The organism is Parvimonas sp. C2 (genome assembly GCF_035282405.1).
Lineage (GTDB): Bacteria > Bacillota > Clostridia > Tissierellales > Peptoniphilaceae > Parvimonas.
Map to the genome: position 1 here is coordinate 39,722 of NZ_JAYKBP010000004.1, position 21,312 is coordinate 61,033.

The window sequence follows — 21,312 nt, forward strand, 5'->3', positions numbered from 1 at the left end:
AGATTATGTCAAAAATTATAGGTATTGATTTAGGTACAACAAACTCAGCAGTTGCTGTTATGGAAGGTGGAGAACCAACAATTATTGCAAACGTAGAAGGAAATAGAACTACTCCTTCAGTTGTTGCATTTGCAAAAAATGGAGAAAGATTAGTAGGAGAAACTGCAAAAAGACAAGCAATAACAAATGCAGGAAGAACTATAACTTCTATTAAGAGAGAAATGGGTACAGACTACAAAGTAAAAATAGATGATAAAGAATATAGCCCAGAAGAAATTTCTGCAATGATTTTACAAAAAATTAAATCAGATGTTGAAAGTTATTTAGGAGAAACTGTTTCAGAAGCTGTAATTACAGTGCCTGCTTACTTTACAGATAGCCAAAGACAAGCTACAAAAGATGCTGGAAAGATTGCTGGTTTAGATGTTAAAAGAATTATTAACGAACCAACAGCAGCAGCACTAGCTTATGGAATGGATAAAGATACTGAACAACATAAAATAATGGTATTTGACCTTGGTGGTGGTACATTTGACGTTTCTATTTTGGAAATTGGAGATGGAGTTTTCGAAGTATTATCTACAAGAGGTAATAATAGACTTGGTGGAGATGATTTCGACGAAGTTTTAATGAACTATATGATTTCTGAATTCAAAAAAGAAAATGGTATTGATTTAAGCAAAGATGTAACAGCAATGCAAAGATTAAAAGATGCTGCTGAAAAAGCTAAGAAAGAACTTTCAACAACAATGACTACAAATGTAAACTTACCATTCATTACAGCTGTTGATGGAGCTCCAGTTCATTTAAATATGGATATTAAGAGAGCAAAATTCGAAGAATTAGCTTCAGACTTGATTGATAAAACATTAGTTCCAGTTAGAGAAGCATTAAGTGATGCAGGACTTACTGCATCTGAAATTGATAAAGTTCTTTTAGTTGGTGGTTCAACAAGAATTCCAGCAGTACAAGATGCTGTTAAAAAATTAATTGGAAAAGATCCACAAAAAGACATTAACCCTGATGAATGTGTTGCCATTGGTGCTGCAATTCAAGGTGGTGTTTTAACAGGAGAAGTTAAAGATTTACTATTATTAGACGTAACTCCATTGTCATTAGGTATCGAAACAATGGGTGGTGTAATGACAAGATTAATCGAAAGAAATACAACTATTCCTGCAAAGAAGAGTCAAATATTCTCAACAGCTGCAGATGGACAAACAGCAGTAGATATTCACGTTTTACAGGGTGAAAGAGAATTTGCTCATGATAATACAACATTAGGAAGATTCCAATTAACAGGTATTCCTGCCGCTCCAAGAGGAGTTCCACAAATTGAAGTTACTTTTGATATAGATGCTAACGGAATTGTAAATGTTCATGCTAAAGATTTAGGATCAGGAAATGAACAAAAGATTACAATTACTGCATCAACAAAATTATCTGAAGATGAAATTAATAAGAAAGTAAGAGAAGCAGAACAATTTGCTCAAGAAGATAAGAAGAAAAAAGAAGTTGTAGAAACTAAAAATAATGCTGAATCTTTAATCTATCAAACTGAAAAAACTTTGAAAGATTTAGAAGGAAAAATCTCAGAAGATGAAAAATCTGCAGTTAATGCAAAATTAGAAGATTTAAAATCAGCAATAACAACTGACAATGTAGAAGACATTAAAGCAAAGAATGACGCTTTAACTCAAGAATTCTATAAAATTTCAGAAAAATTATATCAAAATGCTAACCCACAAGGACAAGGAGCAGAACCAAAGAAAGATGATGTAGTTGATGCTGACTATGAAGTAGTTGACGAAGACGAAAACAAATAGAATAAAAAATTCTAAAAGGTAGTGTGTGATGCACTACCTTTTCTATTGAAAAAAAATGTATTTATTGATATAATTAATTTGTTAAGTTTGTTTTTAAAAATAATATATTTAAGTGAGGAAATGATATGGAAATTAAGAATTTATGTATTAATACTATGAGAACATTAAGTGCTGATGCTATTCAAAAAGCAAAGTCAGGACATCCCGGACTTCCGCTTGGAGCATCACCAATGGCATTTACTTTATTTAATGATTGTATGAAGATTTCTCCTAAAAATCCAAATTGGTTTGACAGAGATAGATTTATTTTATCAGCAGGACATGGTTCTATGCTTTTATATTCATTACTTCATTTATTTGATTATGGTGTTAGTATTGAAGATATAAAGAATTTTAGACAAATTGACAGCTTGACTCCGGGACATCCTGAATATGGTCATACTGCTGGAATAGATGCAACAACAGGACCACTTGGACAAGGTGTTTCAATGGCTGTTGGTATGGCATTAGCTGAAAGTCATTTAGCTTCAATTTTCAATACTGACGATTGTAAAATAGTAGATCACTATACTTATTCAATCGTTGGAGACGGCTGTCTTATGGAAGGTATCAGCAATGAAGCATCTTCACTTGCAGGTACATTAAAATTAGGAAAACTTATAGTTTTATACGATAGCAATAATATAACGATTGAAGGAGATACTTCAACTGCTTTTGGCGAAAATGTAAGAGCTAGATATGAAGCTCTAGGTTGGGATACTTATTTTGTTGCAGATGGTAATAATATCAATGAAATTAAAGAAGCAATAGAAAGAGCAAAATTAACTGATAAACCTTCATTAATAGAAATAAAGACAAAAATTGGATATGGTTCAACTAAACAAGGAAGTGCTTCAGCACATGGAGAACCTTTAGGAGAAGATAATATTCCAACATTTAAGAAAAATATTGGTTGGGAATATGAAGAAAGTTTTTACGTTCCAGAAGAAGTTAAAAAATATATGAAAGAAGTTGTTGAAAGAAAAAATACTTTTGTTGATGAATGGAAAAGATTACTTGAAGAATACAAAGTTAAATATCCTGAAAAATATGATTTATTCCAAAAGTTTATGAAAGAAGAAATTGACGAAGAAATCTTAAACGATTCATCAATTACTGAATTTGATAAAGATATGGCATCAAGAGAATCAAGTGGAATTGTATTAAACAGATTTTCTAGATTATTACCAAATCTTTTTGGAGGTTCAGCAGATTTAGGACCTTCAAATAAATCAACAATGAAAGAATTTGACTACTATTCACCTGAAAATAGAAGTGGAAAGAATATTCATTTTGGAGTAAGAGAACATGCTATGGCTGCTATCTGTAATGGTATTTCATTACATGGAGGACTTTTACCATATTGTGCAACATTCTTTGTTTTCAGTGATTATTTAAAACCTGCTGTAAGACTTTCTGCACTTATGAATCAAGGAGTTATCTATGTTTTAACTCATGATAGCATTGGAGTTGGGGAAGACGGACCTACTCACGAACCAATAGAACATTTGGCAATGTTCAGATCTACACCAAATGTTTCAATGTATAGACCTTGTGATGCAAAAGAAACAGCTTATGCTTGGATATCTGCATTAAAGAATAGAAAAACTCCAAGCTGTCTAGCACTTACAAGACAAAAATTGACTAATTTAGAAGAAACTTCATCTGAAGCTCTAAAAGGTGGATATGTTCTAAAAGACTTTGGAAAAGACTTTGAAATGATTATTATTGCATCAGGTTCAGAAGTTGGATTGGCTTATAAAGTTTGTGAAAAACTTTTAGAAGAAAATATTTGCACAAGACTTGTATCAATGCCGTGTATGGAAGAATTTGAAAAACAAAGTAAAGAATATAAAGAAACTGTATTACCAAATAACATCAGAAAGAGAGTCAGCATTGAAGCTCTATCAACATTTGGTTGGGGCAAATATGTAGGATTAGATGGAATTTCAATAGGTCTTGATACATTTGGAGCATCAGCACCAGCAAATCTATTATTTGAAAAATTTGGATTTACAGTTGATGCAGTTTATGAAAAAATAAAAAAAGAATTATTCTAAATAATAAAAATTTGTAAAGAATAGCGAAGAAAAACTTCGTTATTTTTTAATGAAAATATTTTCATTAAATTGTTGAATATATTAGTTTAATTTGTTATAATCATCTTAAGTTATAAATTAATAAGATTACTAGGAGGATAACAATGAGATACTTATTTTTTTATGGTTTAATGGTTTTAATTTTGGCTAGATATGTATATATAGGACTTATGTTCTATAAGATTAGAAATAAAGAGTATGTTTCTGAAGCATATAATATTTTAATGAGAAATCCTAAAATGAAAAATCCTGAAAAGATTTTGAAATATTATGGATTATTTCATTTTATTATTGCTGCTTTAGTAATTATACTCTTTTTTATTGTAGATTTGGGAGTTATAGCATTATTTGTATGGGGTTTGGCTTTGCTAGAAGACATCTTTTTCATCATAATATCAAAGAAATCTGAAAAAATAAAACATATAATAAGTTTAGTTTCTATAGTAATAATAATACTTTTTGAAATAAAAAGTCTTGATGATTATGAAACTACAAAAAATATTTATAGCATTTCATACACAATTGTGATTGAAAACGGAGTAAGTGATTTTAAAGAACTAAAAGAAAAATCTATTCTTGAAGAAATTTTTAAGAGTGAAATTAAAAATGTATCTAAAATGAAAGATAAAAAAATTGAATTATACGACCAAAAAGGAAAGCTATTAATAAAATCCGACTTATACGAAGCAGAAGTAAAAGATTCTTCTACAAATGAATATGAAAAGCAGGAAAATATAATAAAGTATAAAGGAAAATATTATAAAATTTATGAACCTAAGAAATTTGATTAAAATATTAAAATTTGAAATTAAAATAAGATAATAAATAATAAATTAATATAAAGAGAGGTGTTTGTTATGAAAATTGTTTTAAAATTTAAAACAGATAATAATTTCATCCCTAAAGATTATCATCGTTTCTGCATTAAATTTTTTAAAACAGCGGTATCAAATTATTCTAATGGTGAATTTTTTGAAAATTTTTTTGGGGATGATTATATCAAAAGTGATGAAAAAAAATATTCATGGGCAGTTAAATTTTTTAAACCCAAATTTTTTTCTAACAGAATTGAAGTTGGAGAAAATAATTTTGAGATTACTTTTAAATCTCCAAAAAAAGATGTTGGAATTATCTTTTTCAATTCGTTTTTAGAATATAAAGACAAGGAATTTAAAATTTCTGAAAATAATTTTATAGTTTTAACAGATGCTAAAATTGTCAATGAAAAAAAGCTTGTAGGAAATTGTGCAAGATTTAAATTTTGTTCTCCTCTTGTAATTCGTGAACATAATAGAGAAGATAATACAGACAGACATATAACTGTTGAAGATGAGGATTTTTTTGATAAATTTAAAGAAAATTTAAAAATCCATTTTCCAAGTTATTCAAACTCTATAGATGATATGGAGATTGATACTTCTGAAATGAAAAAGGCAGTTGTACTTTTTTATGGATTATATATAGACGTTAGTTTAGGAGTAATTGAAATTAAAGCAGATAATAACTTATTAAACGAAATGCTGATTTCGTCTGTCGGAAGTAAAAATGCATCCGGTTTTGGACTATTACAGCTTATAGAATCTTGGGAGATGATTTAATGATAGAAGAAAAAGGGAATTTTAGCGGATATGATAGGAAATTAGAATTTTCCGATTGGAGATTTTCAGCTGCTGCAGTTGGAATTATAAGGTATCTAAAATATCATAAGCTCAATTATTCAACAGAATATAATGGAAGAAAAGATGTGCTTTTATATAATTTTGATGATATAGATATATCAAAAAATGAAGAGAAATATTACGAATTTGTAGAAGAATATTTTAAGGATAAAATGCATCATAAAAGATTAGAAAATCTTTTGAATTCTGAAGATTTTGATGAAGAAAAAGTTAAAAATTTAAAAAGTTTTTGGAATACAATAATGAAGAATACATTTAAAAATGATGAAATTTCTATAAAAAACAAGGATAATATTTTATTGAAAATATCTGATAATAAGCTTGAATTAATAAAAAAGACATTTGAAGGGGCAAAATCAATGTATTCAAAATTTTGTAATCCAAGTTGTATAGGAAAAAAGAAACAAAAAATATGTAGGTTATTGGGATACTATGTTGATCAAGGGAGAAAAACAAAATCTTTATCATTCAATTGGGACTATAATACCTATGTGTTTGAAGATTATTGCGAATTTGATTATATTCCTTTTGCGTTCTCAAAAGGAGATAGTTCGTTTTTTATTAATAATAATTTTTCAACTGATATGTTATTAAAATCAAATGATTATTTAACAGATGAAAATTTGGATTTAGATAAGAAAAATTCCGTAGGGACTTTTAAAAACTTCAAATTGAATTTATTTTTTGACATAAAAAATGTTTCAAGATTTTTAGATTATGAAGTTGAAATAATATCTAAAAATATGCAGATTAAAAATGACAAAAAAGAAAATTTTGAAACTATGTTTTTACGAAATTCAGCTATTAAAATTTTTGGGAAAATTTCAGATATGAAAGATGATAATATTTTTAAAGCAATAAACAGTTCTTGTAAATTAAGGACGGAGGAATATGAACCGGTTTTAGATGAAGTTATTGATTGTATCCTATATACTAAGTATTTGGATTATCTAATTGATAAGCTCCTTAGAGATGGCAGTAATCCAAAAAATAAAGATAACAAAGAAAACAAAATAGATAACCATAGTTTTTTAATTAGTCAATTAATTAGAATAAACCAAAAAATATATGAAGGAGTTGATATTATGGTGAATAACAAAAAAGAAAAAGAGCAATTTGAAAAGGAAGAGAAACAAATGAATTCTAATTTGAAAAATGCACAAGAAAGTGCAGAAAAAGTTGTTAATAAATTAATAGATACACCTAGAAAAGTCGATGCATATAGGAATAAATTAATTTCCTGTTTGACTTTTAAAGATTATGAAAAGTTTTCAGTAACATTACTTCAACTTTCATCTTATAGCTCTGTAACATTTGAATTTGCATATTATTTATTTAAAGATTTTGAAAAAAATAAAAATGTGGCATATACATTTGTAAATGCATTGCGTGTTAAAGAAGATAATAATAAAAATGGAAATAACGAAAATAAGTAGGAGGATTAAAAAATGGAAAATAAAGAAAAGAAAAACTTAGGAATAACACTTACTATTGTATGTAATATTACTTCAAATTATGGAGAAACTTTAGGGAATGCATCATCTGTACAAAAAGTTTTTAAAAATGGTAAAATTTATGCTACAAGAAGTAGAGAAAGTATGAAAAATGCAATTATGACTCAAAGTGGAATGTATGATGATTTGAAGGTTGTAGTACATGAAATAGCACAAAAAGACGTTACTAAAGAGATGAATGCATCAAATTGTAGGGCACTTGAAGGCGGATATATGAATACCAATAATTTAACAGTTATAAGAAAAAGTTCATTCTATTTAACAGATGCGGTTGCGTGTGATGAATTTGTTAATGAAACAAGATTTCACAACAATTTATATTTAGCATCAATAAGGGCTAAAGATAAAGGATTAAATTTACAAAAAGACGCAAAAAAGGTAGGACTTATACCATATCAATATGAGTTTGATAAATCACTAAAAAAATACAGTATAACATTCGATTTAGATAAAGTTGGTGTTGATGAAAATTTTAATGCAGAGGCAGAAGTTTCTGAAAAAATTGAAAGAGTAAATTTAATATTGGAAACAATAGAAAATTTATCATTAGTTGTTAAAGGAAATCTTGATAATTCTGAGCCTTTAATGATATTTGGAGGAATTGGAAACTGTAAAACTCACTATTTTGATAATGTCGTAAATGTTAGAAAAAGTACACTAAACATAACTGATGAATTGATTGAAAGGTTAAATAAAGGAAATTATAAAATGGCATTTATTGAAGGTGGAAATTTTGCAAATGAACAGGAAATAAAGGAAAAGTTAAATCCTATAAGTATAACTGAATTTTTTGAAAAGTTAAAAGGGGATGTAAAAAATTATTATGAAGGATAAACTTTTAAGGATAAAGTTACATCAAAATAAAGCTAATTATAAAAAAGAGGAGACTGTAGATAATAAAATGACTTATCCTCTTCCTCCTTATTCAACCATAATCGGTGCAATTCATAATGCTTGTAACTATAAAGAATACAAAGATATGGATATAAGTATTCAAGGTAAATTTCAATCCTTAGGGAAAGAAATTTATCGAGATCAATCCTTTTTAAATAAGATTGAACATGATAGGAATGATTTAGTTAAAATTAAAAACCCACATATACTTAATGATGGATATACAGTGATAACTAGAATAGAAAGCTCAAAAAACAAATCCAAAAATAAATCTGATAAAAAACTAAGAATAGATATAATTGATATTGATGAGGTTAAAGAATATATTAGGTTATACAAATTAAGTGGGAAAAAAACTAAAGATTTTGATAAATTTGAAGAAGCTATAAACGGAAGAATTTCTGAACTTAACTTAGAAAAAAACGAATCTATAAAACGAGTAGATATATCATTTGATTATAGTGATAATTTTAATTTGAATTTAGGAAAAGATAAGTCAAATAAAGATATTGATTCTTATAATTTTGATTCTTTCTATAAAGTTCTTGTTAATTCTATTAAGTATTATGAAGTTTTATATGATATTAATTTAGTAATTCATATTCGAGCAGACAAAAGCATATTAGATGAAATTATAAGAAATATAACCAATTTAACATCACTAGGAAGAAGTGAAGATTTTGTTGATATAGAAGAAGTTAAATTTGTTAATATCTATGAAGACAATCCGAATGATATTGAATTTATATATAATAGTGGATATATTTATACTGAAGCAATAGAGAAAGGAATTGTAACTTTTAAAAACATCAGAAAAAAAGTTAATAAGATAAAAACTAAAGGAACTAATTATTTTATTAATAAAAATTATAAAATAGAAAAAGGTAAAAGAATATTTAAAAAGTATAGAGTTGGTTATTTATCTGAATATAAAATAAATTTTGATGAATTAAAAGAATATAATAAATCCACAGATAAAAATATTTATTTGGATGAAGATGGTTATATTGTTAGTTTAGTTTAGGGGATTAAATGGAAATTTTCAAAAATAGATTTATAGCAGAGTCACTTGCAAAACCGGATGAAACTATTGAAAAGCATACAGAAAACTTATTAAAATGTTTAGAATTACTTATAAGTTTGAATTATGTAGATACTGAAGATAGTAAAATTTTAGAAAGAGCAATTATATACCATGACGTAGGTAAGGCAGATTTTTTATTTACTGAAAGGCTTAAAAATAATACTAAATTTGATAAGTTTAAAGAGGTTCCTCATAATATATTGTCATATTATATGATGTATATTGAATTAAATGATTTTTCTAATAGTTTTCTTAATGAGAATAGTTTGGCATCTTATGCAATTTTAAATCATCATCATTATATTGATAATTTTGAATATATAACTTGTGAAGACAACAGAAAGTTGATATTGGAGAGACTTTTAAATATTTATCCAGATTTAGATAAAAATCAAAAAGAAAAATTAGATAACAACTTAGAAATTATTGAAGATTTATATGAAGAAAATCAAATGGACTTTATAAAAATTTTAGGATTACTTAATAAATGTGATTATTCTGCAAGTGCTCATATTCCTGCTGAATTTTATCCTAATTTTTTGGAAAATGGATTGGATAATTTATTAAATACTTGGAAAAAAGAAGATGACAAAGCTAATTGGAATGAATTACAAAATTTTTGTAAGGAAAATAAAAAAGAAAATTTAATAGTAATTGCACAGACCGGAATGGGAAAGACCGAAGCGGGATTACATTGGATTGGTGATACCAAAGGCTTTTTTGTGTTGCCTTTAAAAACAGCTATAAATTCTATTTATAACAGGATTATAAATAATATTTGTAATGGTGAAGAAATCGAAGAAAAGGTCGCATTATTGCATAGCGATACTTTGAGTATGTATCTTGAGAATTTTGATGGTGAAGATAATGATAAAATTTTATCCTATTACGAAAATAGTAAAAAGTTTTCTATTCCTTTAAATATAACAACACCTGATCAGATTTTTGATTTTGTTTTTAGAAGTAAAGGATTTGAATTTAAAAATGCTATGATGAGTTATTCAAAAGTTGTTATAGATGAAATACAGGCATATAGTCCTGAGCTTCTTGCAACTCTTATTCGTGGGATACAGGATATAATTGAAATAGGTGGGAAAGTTTCCATATTTACAGCAACTTTTCCACCTTTCATAAAAGACTTGTTGCTTACGGAAAATTTAGATTATTTGAACGAACAGGAGCAAAAATATAAATTTATTACTAAAGAATTTACAAATGATATGAAAAGACATAATGTAAAAATATTAGAAGAAGAACTTAATTCGGAATATATCTATAATCATTATGTAAAAAACAATTCAAAAAACAAAAAATATTTAGTTGTTTGTAATACAATAAAAAAATCTCAAGAAGTTTTTGCAGAATTAAAACAAAAGGGATTAGAAAATGTAAATATTTTACACAGTAAATTTATAAAAAAAGAAAGAAATGAAAAAGAAAATAAGATAATAGAAGTTGGAAAAACTGAAAATATAGGAAATGAAATTTGGATTTCAACGCAAATAGTAGAGGCCAGTTTAGATATAGATTTTGATTTCTTATTTACCGAACTTTCAGATTTAAATGGTTTATTTCAAAGGCTTGGTAGAGTTAACAGGAAAGGGAAAAAAGAAGTTAATGATTACAACTGCTATGTTTTTACAGAAATAAATAAAAATTTAATAAAAGAAAACAAAGATTCAAAAAAAGGATTTATTTATAAAGAAATTTATGATTTAAGTAAAGAGGCAATTAAACAAAAAGGTGATGGAATTTTAACTGAAAAGGACAAACAGAATTTAATAAAAGAATTTTTTACTTTCGAAAAAATAAAGGAGTCTGCATTTTGGGAAGAATATAAGGACAGATATAATTATATTAATCTATCATTAAGAGATTTGGGAATAGAAACTGAAACTAAACAGACATTTAGAGATATTATATCATTTAATGTTTTTCCGGTAGATATTGAAAGAGGACTTTTAAATGAAAATGAGATAAATTCAATATTAAATGAACTTAAAGATATAAAGAGCAAGTTACTTTGTAGCAAATCCGAAGATGAAATAATAGAATTAAAGTTAAAATTTACCAAAAAGTTAGATGAACTTATGAAATATACTGTATCTGTCGGTTTATATGATACTAAATATTTAAAAGAGAAAATTGAAATATCAAAAAATATAAACTTATACAAAGTATATTGTAAATATGATGAAAAAGGATTTATCAGATTGACTTCTGAAGAAGGAAAGTTGTTAGACAGTACAGGATTTGAAAAAATAATTGATGTCGATAAAAAAGACTATGAATATGAATACGACAGTTTTATATAGGTGATTTTATGGATAGAGAAATTACGGGAATAATGATTTATTACAATTTTGTTTGCAAAAGGAAACTTTGGTACTTTTATAATGGGATTACAATGGAGCATACAAATGAAGATGTTTCGATAGGAAAATCCATTGATGAAGAGTTTTATAGTGGAGAAGAAAAGCATATTAATGTAAAAAATATTATAAATATAGATTATATAAAAGATGAAAATGTAATTCATGAAGTAAAGAAGAGTAAAGTAATGGAGGAAGCCTCTATTGAACAGATAAAATATTATCTTTGGATTTTACATAATGAAGGAGTTAAAGACATTACGGGAGTTTTGGACTATCCTCTTCTAAGAAAGAGTAAGAAAATTAAATTGGAATTGGAAGATTTTGAAAAGATTCCAAAAATTCTGGAAGAAATAAGAACTTTGGTTGAAAATGAAAAGCCCCCTGAATTTAAAAAGATAAAATTATGTAAAAATTGTGCATATTGCGATATATGTCTAATATAGGGAGGAGTTATGAAAAAAAGCTATTTTATATATTCTGAATCAGATTTAAAAAGAAAAGATAATACTTTACAGATTTGTACAAACAACGGAAATAAAAAAGATATCCCAATAGAAACTGTTTCCGATATTTATGTTATGACTGAAATGGGGTTCAATACGAGTTTGATAAATATACTTTCAAAATACGGAATATCTGTACATTTTTTTAACTATTATAATTTTTATACAGGAAGTTTTTATCCGAAAGAACAAAATATTTCAGGTAAATTGCTCGTAAAACAGGTAGAATACTTTTCTGATGAAGATAAAAGACTTATTTTAGCAAAAGAATTTGTTAGAGGAGCAACAGAGGGAATTTTAAGAAACTTAAGGTACTATAACGAAAGAGGAAAAAATGTAAAAGAATTTATTGAAATTATTTCAAATCTAAAAAGACATATTGATTTACAAACCAATATTTCTGAACTTATGGGGATAGAAGGAAATATTCATAAAGTTTACTATGATTCGTGGAATACAATTATTGATAAAGAAATAAACTTTGAAAAAAGAGTAAAGCGTCCGCCGGACAATTTAATAAATACTTTAATTTCATTTGTAAATACATTAATTTATACAACTGTACTTTCACAAATATACATAACTCAATTAAACCCTACTGTAAGTTATTTACATTCTCCAGGAGATAGAAGATTTTCACTTGCACTTGATATAGCAGAAATATTTAAACCTCTTATAGGGGATAGAATGATTTTTTCACTCTTAAATAAAAAACAAATTACAGAAAAGCACTTTATAGAAGGATTAAATTATCTTCAATTTACAAAACAAGGTTCTCAGATAGTTTTAAAAGAATATGAAGATAGATTAAATAAAACTATAAAGCATAAAACTTTAGGAAAAAGTGTAAGTTACAAATATTTAATTAGATTAGAGGCATATAAACTTGTAAAACATCTAATGAATGAAAAAGAATATGAAAGCTTTAAACTTTGGTGGTAGAAATGTATATAATATTAGTTTATGATATAGTGCTTGATGAAAAAGGTGCAAAAGTGTGGAGAGATACATTCAAAACTTGTAAAAAATATCTCTCTCATGTACAAAATTCGGTATTCGAAGGAGAATTAACCAAATCCCAACTATTTACCTTAAAAAAATCATTAGCCAAAATAATAAGAAAAGATAGAGATTCACTAATAATATTTAACAGTAGAGACGAAAAATGGCTCGAAAAAGAAATCCTAGGCATAGACAACGGAGCTACAGATAATTTTATTTAAAATGTCTATTATAGCTTTTAGTCGATATATATTTTAAAATTTTGTATTAGAGGAGGTTATTGTATGTGTGATTTCATTAAAGATATTAAAGAAAATTATTTAAAAATGGAAAAAGAATTGGTAACTCAGTTGAATTATAACGTTACTAATCAACAATTAACAGCTGGGACATATCGTGAAGAAATTTGGGCAGATTTTTTTAGGAGGATAGTACCTAAAAAATTTAATATTGAACGCTCAGTATTTATAATAGACTCAAATGAAAATATTTCAAAAGAAGTAGATATAGCAATATATGACGAACAATATACACCTTATATATTTAATTATGGGTTGATAAAATTTATACCAATTGAAGCAGTTGCAGCGGTTGTTCAATGTAAAAGTAGATCATTAGATAAGGACGACTTATTAAATTGGACAGACTCTATTAATAATTTACAAACTTCAAATGATTCAATAGTTAGATTAGCTACATATATTAATATTGGGAGAGAAAACAAAGATGCATCTATTCAGACAGCAACAAATCCTATTAAGATATTATGTCATATACCTACAGAGGAGACATCTAACGATGATACTTGTGGTAGGGATAGTTTCGACATTATTATTGAGGCATATCAAAAAAGTAAATCAAGTGAAGAACAAAATCAAAATAATTCTGAATATAATGGTAATTTAAAAATAAATTTTAGTGATGAAAATTTGTTAGAAGTATTAAAAAATTATAATCAGGCTGATAAGAAAGGATTGGAAGATGAAAAAGGAGATAAGAATAATAAATTTGAAACACTAAAAAATAGAAAAATAATAGATTATACTATATACAAAGGAAAAGAAAAATATACATTGCTTTCATTTATTTTTCAATTCAATCAAATGTTAATGATGATAAATAATCCTATGTTTTTTCCACATAAGGCTTATGTTGATATGTTTAATAAAGATATAAAGGAGAAATAGTTTATGCATACTATTATAGCAATAACTGTTGAAAAAGTTCAGAGATATATTTTTCAGGCGATTGATAAAACTCAAGCAGATGAAAAAACTCTTAAAAATATTATTTCTGCATCTAATAACGTTGCAACCAATATTTTGAAGGAAATTGAAACTAAATTTAATCTTAAAGATACAGAATACGGAGATGGTAATAAGATTCTTTGGATTTCAGGAAAAGTAGTTTTTTGTTGTGAATTATCAAAGGAAGATATTAAAATTAAGTTAAAAGACTTATATCAAAAGGTTTATGAAAATTATCAGGGAAATATTTTTTTGAATTATATAGTTTTTTCTGTTGATAAAATGGATAGACTAAATATTTTAAGAGAAGCGGAAAAGTTACTTAAAAGTAATAATACTAAATCACAAGTTATAAAAGATAATAGAGAAGTATTATTTAGGTTTACAGAATTAGAAATAAAAAATCAGAAAGAGTTAATTGAAACTAAAAATGATAAAGAAAATATATTTTTAACTAATATGGATGATTTAGTTGTAATGGACGAAAATCATGAAACAGACAGTAGTAATGGGAAGATTGCAATTGTAAAAGCAGATATTAATAATCTTGGAAAAATAATGGAGACAATTGATAATTATGATGAGTATTTACAATTAAGTAAGCTGTTATCAGAAAAAATTTCCTTAAATAATATTAGAAAAATGATTGAAGAATATAATGATAATAGTGATAAATTAATTAAAAAAATGGTTCCATTTTATGTTGCAGGAGATGATATCTTTTATGCAGTAAGGATTGATGCTTTATTTGATTCTATAATAATATTAAGTACTTTGATTAAAGAAATTAATGAAGAGTTAAAAATAAAGCAAAGCAATTCGAATAACATAGAATTATCAATAGCGATTGGAGTTGCTTTTGTTAATAACCATCAGCCGATAAGATATTATAGGCAAATAGTGGAAAATGAGTTATCTAAAGCAAAGAAAAGTATGAAAACTAAAAAATCATTTGACTCTATTGTCGGAATATGTATGGCAAACAATCTGTTTTTCATTTATAAAGAAGGTCTAGGATTCAAAGAAAATGATTCATTTTTCCGCTTTCGTAGTGAACTTGGAGAACTTAAAAAGATGATGGATGAAAAAATATTTTCAAGGACAGCATTGCATAATTTTCTAATAAATTTGGAAATAGAAGAAGATGAAGAAAAGAAAATGTTGTATGCTTTGTATTTCTTAATGCCAAATCTTAGAGTTGGAGAAATCAATAACATAGGAGAAAATAAGGAATTATATTTCAAATATTATTGGTTATCCCATTTGCTTGAAGATAAAAAAGGAGCTTTTGAAAGATATTTTGAATGTGGAAAAATTGCTAATATTCTAATTCCAAAGTTAAAATTAGTATTGTTATTTTTAAAAGATAATTATTGTTTAGAAACTTATACAAATCAATATATCATTTCATCTGAAGAAACTTCTAAAACTGATCAAAAGAGAAGAATACGTTCAGTTATGTTTCATAAACCGATAAACTTTTTATTAAGCAAGCTAAATGAAAATGATATAGAAAAACTGTTTATAAATAGAATCCCGAAAAATACAGAAAAAGGATTAAAACAACTATATGTATCAGTGCATTTTGAGCCAGCAATATTTTATAGAGCAAAAAGATTAATGGAACTGGGGAAAAAAGAACAAGTCCTAACAATGTTTATAAACTATAATAACAGTTTTAATCAAAAAGAAGCAGAACAAGAAAATAGCGTTCATACTATGAATTTTGACGAGGAAAAATTTAGAAAAAAATTTGAAGATAAAAAAGATATACGATGGTTGGATAAGCTTATTCTACTTTTTAAATACAATGAACAAAGAATTATCTTAAAAACGATAGAAAAAAATTCTAAGAAAAACCACAACAATAAACGGATTTAAAACATTTTATATAGAAAATAATATATAAACAAAAAATAGAGTATAATATTTTATAGAAAAAATACAGGAGGGTTAAATTATGTTTGAAATTAAAATAAAAATAACTACAGTTTCTTGTTGCTTAATTGGAAACCAAACGGAAAGTTTTTCCGTAGGAGGAGTTGACCAGTCAACAACTATAGATGAAAAAGGGAACCCAATTATTCATGGTTCAGCTTTTAAAGGAGCTTTACGTAATTTAATTAGAGAAAAATATCAAGATAAAATGGTAAATACTACTGGATATATGAAATCTGTTATTAAAGAAACTTTAGAGAAATATGAGAATGAAGATATAAATAAGACTGAAAAAATTAATAAAATAATATCAAATTTAAAGTATAAAAACGAAAATTTCAAATCAGAATATATTTTTGGAATTGAAGGAGTTAATGGTATGCCTAGATTATTTTGCTCTGATTTTAGGGTATCAAAACGTAAGAATAGAAAAGAAGATTATTTTTTAATAGATACAAAAAATAGTTTGGAAGAAAAAGACGGAAATATATTTAGTAATCCAAGAACCTATAAAGTTATAAAACCCGGTGTTGAGTTTGAAGGAATTATTAGATTCTATAATCCATTTTCTATGGAAACAGAAGATTCTTCAAAAGAAGGATTAATAAAAGGTGAGCTTGAAAAAGTATTGAAAGAATTTAATTGTGGATTGTATAGAATTGGCAACTCAAAGTCAAGAGGATATGGACAAATAAAAGTAGAAATAATTGATTAGAATAAAAAAGGGTGAATGAAATGATAACATATGAAGTTAAATTGAAAAAAATAGGAGAAATGACAACTATACCTGATTCTCAAAGACTTTTTGGTTTTTTAATTAACAGTTCTAAGAAATGTTGCACTGAAGATGAGATTAGCATATTTGTAAAAGGGGTTAAGGAAAAGAAAGAAAAATGTATGATTTCAAATTTAATGCCTACTGGGTATTATCCTACACCTAAAGCGTTTATTCTTCAAAACTTAGAATTTAAGTTAGCTGAAAATCAGGAAAAAATTAAAGAATATGAAAAAGAACAAAATGAATTAAATATTGAAAGCAAATCGATAGTTAAAGAATTAATAAGCAAAAATAATATAAAAAAAAATGAGAGTATCGAATTAAATAAAGAAGAGAAGAAAAAATTAAATGATGAAATAAATAATTTAAAATTAGAATTAGATAAAATAAAAAATAAATATAATAGTTTATCTGAAAATATAAATAATTTATCTGCTAAAAATATCTATGAATCTATTAAAAATATGGATTTTATTGAGAGATGTCAATTGAATGATTTTTTGATACTTTCAGAAAGTAAAGAAATAATTAATGTAAAAAAGATGAAAAATTTTAATTATATAAAGAAAAATCAAACTTTCATTCAAAAATTTCGTTTAGAAAATCAAATTAAAGAACTTCCAGGATTACCAAATGTTGCATATTCTTTACCTATTCTTTCTTTTGTAGATAAAGAAGATAATTTTGTAAAAGAATTTAGTTTCTTTGTTAAGGTAATGGAAGGAACTTGTATTTCAAATATTTTGAAATATATGAAAAATAGTATTTCTGAACAGAAGACAATAGGTGATAAATCTGAAATTCCATGTTTTTTAGGAGGGAAAGGAAGCTCGGGTTATAATGAGTACAGTATTCATAATATTGAAATTATAAGCGAAGAAGATGAGGAGATATCATCTACAAATGCAAATTATCTTAATATTGGAGTTTTATTACCAAATTTTGATAATATTGATGAGAATAATTCAGTTTTAGATATATATACATCTGACAGAAAGCCTTTTGAAATAGAAAATGAAATATCTAAAGTAATTAGTTTTGTAACTGCAGGGAGTGTTATCAAAGTAAAAGAAGATAAAACAGAATTATATAAAGTTGGGAAAAGTATAGATAATAGTAAATATAATCCTTTATATAAGAAAAATGCAATTATTTTTGGTAACTCTTATCTTATTAAATTGGAGGTGTAAATAGTGAAACTTAAAATTACAACTATTTCATCCTTGATTTTATCTCCTAGAATGGAAAAAGCATTGTACAAGGGTGTTGACTATAAAAATATTAATGAAAATATAAAAAATTCAAACATAGTAAATATTAATAATATAAATATTATTTACCCTTTTTATAGTTATGAAGAGAGAAATTTATTACCTGAGAATGAATTTTTATATGCACAAGAGTATTATATTCCAGCATCTTCTTTAAAAGGAGCATTGTTATCTGGTACAAAAAACGAAGATGATAATAGCTTTAGAACTAAAATTTTATTTCAAGATATTAAGATAAGTAAGGAAGATATAGAATTAAAAAATTTATATAAATTTCAATACTTATATCAAAATGACAAGAAGAAAAATAAAGGGAAAAATCAAAAGACTGTTTATAAAGCTCCAAAATTTGAAACCTTTTTTCCTAGTTTAGCTATAGAGATGATTGGAAGTGGAAAAAAATTTGAAACTGAAGTCTTATTTAGATGTGATGTATCTGCAGAATTCAAAAACAAATTAGAAGATAGTTTTGAAAGTACTAAAAATAAATTAAATAATTATATGGAAGAAATAGAAAGAAGGATAACAAATATTGAGTCTTGGATAAAGAATAGAAAATTAGAAAATCAGGTAGAAAAAAGTAAAGATAATGAAAATTATTTAGAAAAATTGAAAAAGATTAAAGATAATATTCAAAAACTACTACAACAAATACAAAATAATAAAAATATAGTGTTTTTAGGTGGTTATAAGGGAATTTTAGGTAGTCTATCTGAGCTTAATCAAAATCTTAATTTGCAAAATGGATTTTATATTGATGAAAAAACAATGCTACCATACGGATTGATTGAATTAAGTATAATTGAATAACTTGAATTTCAATATATTAAACTAAAGATAGTAAAATTATTAAAAAAGATGATTTGTCAACCTTCAGTATGTGAAATTTACTGGAGGTTCGACAGATTAAAAAAATGTTAAATTTTCAAGTAATTCTGTTTCAGTTAAAAAATTTAGTGGAAAATTTCAAAAAAATTTTGTAGGTAGACAGAATTGACTTATTAATAGTAGTATTTTCAATATGTATAGAACTACCTGTTTAAATAGAAACATACTGTAATGTAAATTACAATAGATGACGCAATAAAAGAAAGTGAAGAAAGGTTTAAATAGAAACATACTGTAATGTAAATTAATAAAAAAAATTAGGAGAATAAATTATGTATAAAGTTTAAATAGAAACATACTGTAATGTAAATGTTGGTTATGTGAAAGCTGAAAAATTTGGCAAGATTGTTTAAATAGAAACATACTGTAATGTAAATAAAATATTAAAAAAGATGAGAGTAAAGTACAAAAAAGTTTAAATAGAAACATACTGTAATGTAAATAACAAAATATAATAAATAATAGCAATATTTCTGAGTTTAAATAGAAACATACTGTAATGTAAATAACAAAATATAATAAATAATAGCAATATTTCTGAGTTTAAATAGAAACATACTGTAATGTAAATATAACTCATTTTTTAGAAGAAAATAAAAACGTAAAGTTTAAATAGAAACATACTGTAATGTAAATCAATACTTTTAACCTTTTAGCTTTCCATTCCTTTGGTTTAAATAGAAACATACTGTAATGTAAATTTTGCTAACATATAATTCCTCCTATGCTCTATAAATGTTTAAATAGAAACATACTGTAATGTAAATTTAGTTTGATTTTTCTGTAGCTCTAAGATTTTACGTTTAAATAGAAACATACTGTAATGTAAATTACATAAAGTCTGACGAAATAAAGACTTTTAAGGTGTTTAAATAGAAACATACTGTAATGTAAATTCAATAATTATTGGGATGGCATTTGCTTTTGTAGCGTTTAAATAGAAACATACTGTAATGTAAATTGTCTAATGGAGAAAGGAATAAAAAATGAGTGAAGTTTAAATAGAAACATACTGTAATGTAAATATTCAAGAATCGGAGAAAGTTCATTTCAAGAATCGGGTTTAAATAGAAACATACTGTAATGTAAATATAAATTCTAACGAAGCAGTTCCAGGGGATTTAGGTTTAAATAGAAACATACTGTAATGTAAATCAGCCTTACACCGTTTGCGAAAACTTGTTTAAGTATTTGTTTAAATAGAAACATACTGTAATGTAAATTGACTTAGAAGATGAATACGATGATTATGAAGAAGGTTTAAATAGAAACATACTGTAATGTAAATAAGTTAGTATGATATTCTAATTCATCTGCGATTTGGTTTAAATAGAAACATACTGTAATGTAAATATGTCTAAATATGGCGTTTCTTTTACACAGTCTTTTGTTTAAATAGAAACATACTGTAATGTAAATCTAAAACTGCCGCTTAATGCCATTAATCCACCGCGTTTAAATAGAAACATACTGTAATGTAAATATGTTATAGGTTGTCTTAATATTTCAAGACATTTGGTTTAAATAGAAACATACTGTAATGTAAATTTATCTTTATGTGAGTTAATTCTGTGATTAACCCAGTTTAAATAGAAACATACTGTAATGTAAATTAGCTTTTAAAACTATTCTTCTTTGCTCTTTACTTGTTTAAATAGAAACATACTGTAATGTAAATTTTTCTGTTTTTTTGAAAATAAGGGATTGAATTTTATCAGTTTAAATAGAAACATACTGTAATGTAAATTAATATATAGAGAATTTATAATATCTTTTATATTTTCGTTTAAATAGAAACATACTGTAATGTAAATTTGATTCTGGATGATATCTCACCTCTTCTTTTTCCTGTTTAAATAGAAACATACTGTAATGTAAATCTTTTAGCTTCCCAGTCACTATTATCTGCAACTCTTGGTTTAAATAGAAACATACTGTAATGTAAATTTAAGAATAAATCATTATTCAAAACGGTCTTTCCAGAGTTTAAATAGAAACATACTGTAATGTAAATTTAGTAGAGATGGAGTATTAACAGAAGAAGAAAGTTTAAATAGAAACATACTGTAATGTAAATAAAAAGTACTTAACTACATTTTTTATAATTTCTAGTTTAAATAGAAACATACTGTAATGTAAATATTGGATAAACAACGGTGCTTTTTGGAACGTATG

General features: G+C 25.7%; 16 protein-coding genes and 1 CRISPR repeat array (1 of these 17 running past the window's edge). All 16 genes read left to right on the forward strand.

Going from position 1 to position 21,312, the window contains the following annotated elements; genetic code table 11:
* The first annotated feature begins 5 nt into the window (after window positions 1-5).
* The 16 genes from dnaK to VJI95_RS06585 all read left to right on the forward strand — a co-directional run bounded on the left by dnaK (window position 6) and on the right by VJI95_RS06585 (window position 19,059).
* Complete coding sequence (gene dnaK / locus VJI95_RS06510) at window positions 6-1,826, forward strand: molecular chaperone DnaK (protein ID WP_323998438.1); 1,821 nt, start codon at window positions 6-8, stop codon at window positions 1,824-1,826.
* 125 nt (window positions 1,827-1,951) lie between these two features.
* Window positions 1,952-3,925: a transketolase gene (gene tkt / locus VJI95_RS06515; RefSeq protein WP_323998440.1), complete on the forward strand. Its 1,974-nt coding sequence runs from the start codon at window positions 1,952-1,954 to the stop codon at window positions 3,923-3,925.
* A gap of 143 nt (window positions 3,926-4,068) precedes the next feature.
* Window positions 4,069-4,755: a hypothetical protein gene (locus VJI95_RS06520; protein WP_323998441.1), complete on the forward strand. Its 687-nt coding sequence runs from the start codon at window positions 4,069-4,071 to the stop codon at window positions 4,753-4,755.
* Window positions 4,756-4,821: 66 nt separating this feature from the next.
* Window positions 4,822-5,562: a CRISPR-associated endoribonuclease Cas6 gene (gene cas6, locus VJI95_RS06525; protein ID WP_323998442.1), complete on the forward strand. Its 741-nt coding sequence runs from the start codon at window positions 4,822-4,824 to the stop codon at window positions 5,560-5,562.
* Window positions 5,562-7,079 (forward strand): type I CRISPR-associated protein Cas8a1/Csx8, encoded by a 1,518-nt coding sequence (gene cas8a1 / locus VJI95_RS06530; protein WP_323998443.1) that lies wholly within the window; start codon window positions 5,562-5,564, stop codon window positions 7,077-7,079. The genes cas6 and cas8a1 overlap by 1 nt, the downstream gene beginning before the upstream one ends.
* Before the next feature lie 12 nt (window positions 7,080-7,091).
* Window positions 7,092-7,991, forward strand: a complete 900-nt coding sequence (gene cas7i, locus VJI95_RS06535; RefSeq protein ID WP_323998444.1) for a type I-B CRISPR-associated protein Cas7/Cst2/DevR — start codon at window positions 7,092-7,094, stop codon at window positions 7,989-7,991.
* Window positions 7,981-9,075 (forward strand): CRISPR-associated protein Cas5, encoded by a 1,095-nt coding sequence (gene cas5, locus VJI95_RS06540; RefSeq protein ID WP_324010740.1) that lies wholly within the window; start codon window positions 7,981-7,983, stop codon window positions 9,073-9,075. The genes cas7i and cas5 overlap by 11 nt, the downstream gene beginning before the upstream one ends.
* An 8-nt stretch (window positions 9,076-9,083) precedes the next feature.
* Complete coding sequence (gene cas3, locus VJI95_RS06545) at window positions 9,084-11,450, forward strand: CRISPR-associated helicase Cas3' (protein ID WP_324010742.1); 2,367 nt, start codon at window positions 9,084-9,086, stop codon at window positions 11,448-11,450.
* Between the two features lie 8 nt (window positions 11,451-11,458).
* On the forward strand, window positions 11,459-11,953 hold the full coding sequence (gene cas4 / locus VJI95_RS06550; protein WP_323998447.1) for a CRISPR-associated protein Cas4: 495 nt from the start codon (window positions 11,459-11,461) through the stop codon (window positions 11,951-11,953).
* 9 nt (window positions 11,954-11,962) lie between these two features.
* Window positions 11,963-12,955: a type I-B CRISPR-associated endonuclease Cas1b gene (gene cas1b / locus VJI95_RS06555; RefSeq protein ID WP_324010743.1), complete on the forward strand. Its 993-nt coding sequence runs from the start codon at window positions 11,963-11,965 to the stop codon at window positions 12,953-12,955.
* Window positions 12,956-12,957: 2 nt separating this feature from the next.
* Complete coding sequence (gene cas2 / locus VJI95_RS06560; protein ID WP_009448575.1) at window positions 12,958-13,236, forward strand: CRISPR-associated endonuclease Cas2; 279 nt, start codon at window positions 12,958-12,960, stop codon at window positions 13,234-13,236.
* 63 nt (window positions 13,237-13,299) lie between these two features.
* Entirely contained in the window at window positions 13,300-14,202 is a 903-nt protein-coding gene (locus tag VJI95_RS06565) for a DUF6602 domain-containing protein (protein ID WP_323998452.1), read from the forward strand.
* Window positions 14,203-14,205: 3 nt separating this feature from the next.
* Window positions 14,206-16,143: a Cas10/Cmr2 second palm domain-containing protein gene (locus VJI95_RS06570; protein ID WP_323998453.1), complete on the forward strand. Its 1,938-nt coding sequence runs from the start codon at window positions 14,206-14,208 to the stop codon at window positions 16,141-16,143.
* Between the two features lie 79 nt (window positions 16,144-16,222).
* The gene (locus tag VJI95_RS06575; RefSeq protein ID WP_323998454.1) at window positions 16,223-16,915 is read left to right on the forward strand and encodes an RAMP superfamily CRISPR-associated protein; all 693 of its coding nucleotides are present in this window, start codon (window positions 16,223-16,225) and stop codon (window positions 16,913-16,915) included.
* 20 nt (window positions 16,916-16,935) lie between these two features.
* A complete protein-coding gene (locus VJI95_RS06580; protein WP_323998455.1) occupies window positions 16,936-18,168 on the forward strand; it encodes a coiled-coil domain-containing protein in 1,233 nt (410 codons plus the stop codon).
* 3 nt (window positions 18,169-18,171) lie between these two features.
* Window positions 18,172-19,059 (forward strand): hypothetical protein, encoded by an 888-nt coding sequence (locus VJI95_RS06585; protein WP_324010745.1) that lies wholly within the window; start codon window positions 18,172-18,174, stop codon window positions 19,057-19,059.
* Between the two features lie 227 nt (window positions 19,060-19,286).
* Window positions 19,287-21,312: direct repeats of the CRISPR family, unit length 30 nt; unit sequence GTTTAAATAGAAACATACTGTAATGTAAAT (it continues 1,604 nt past the right edge of the window).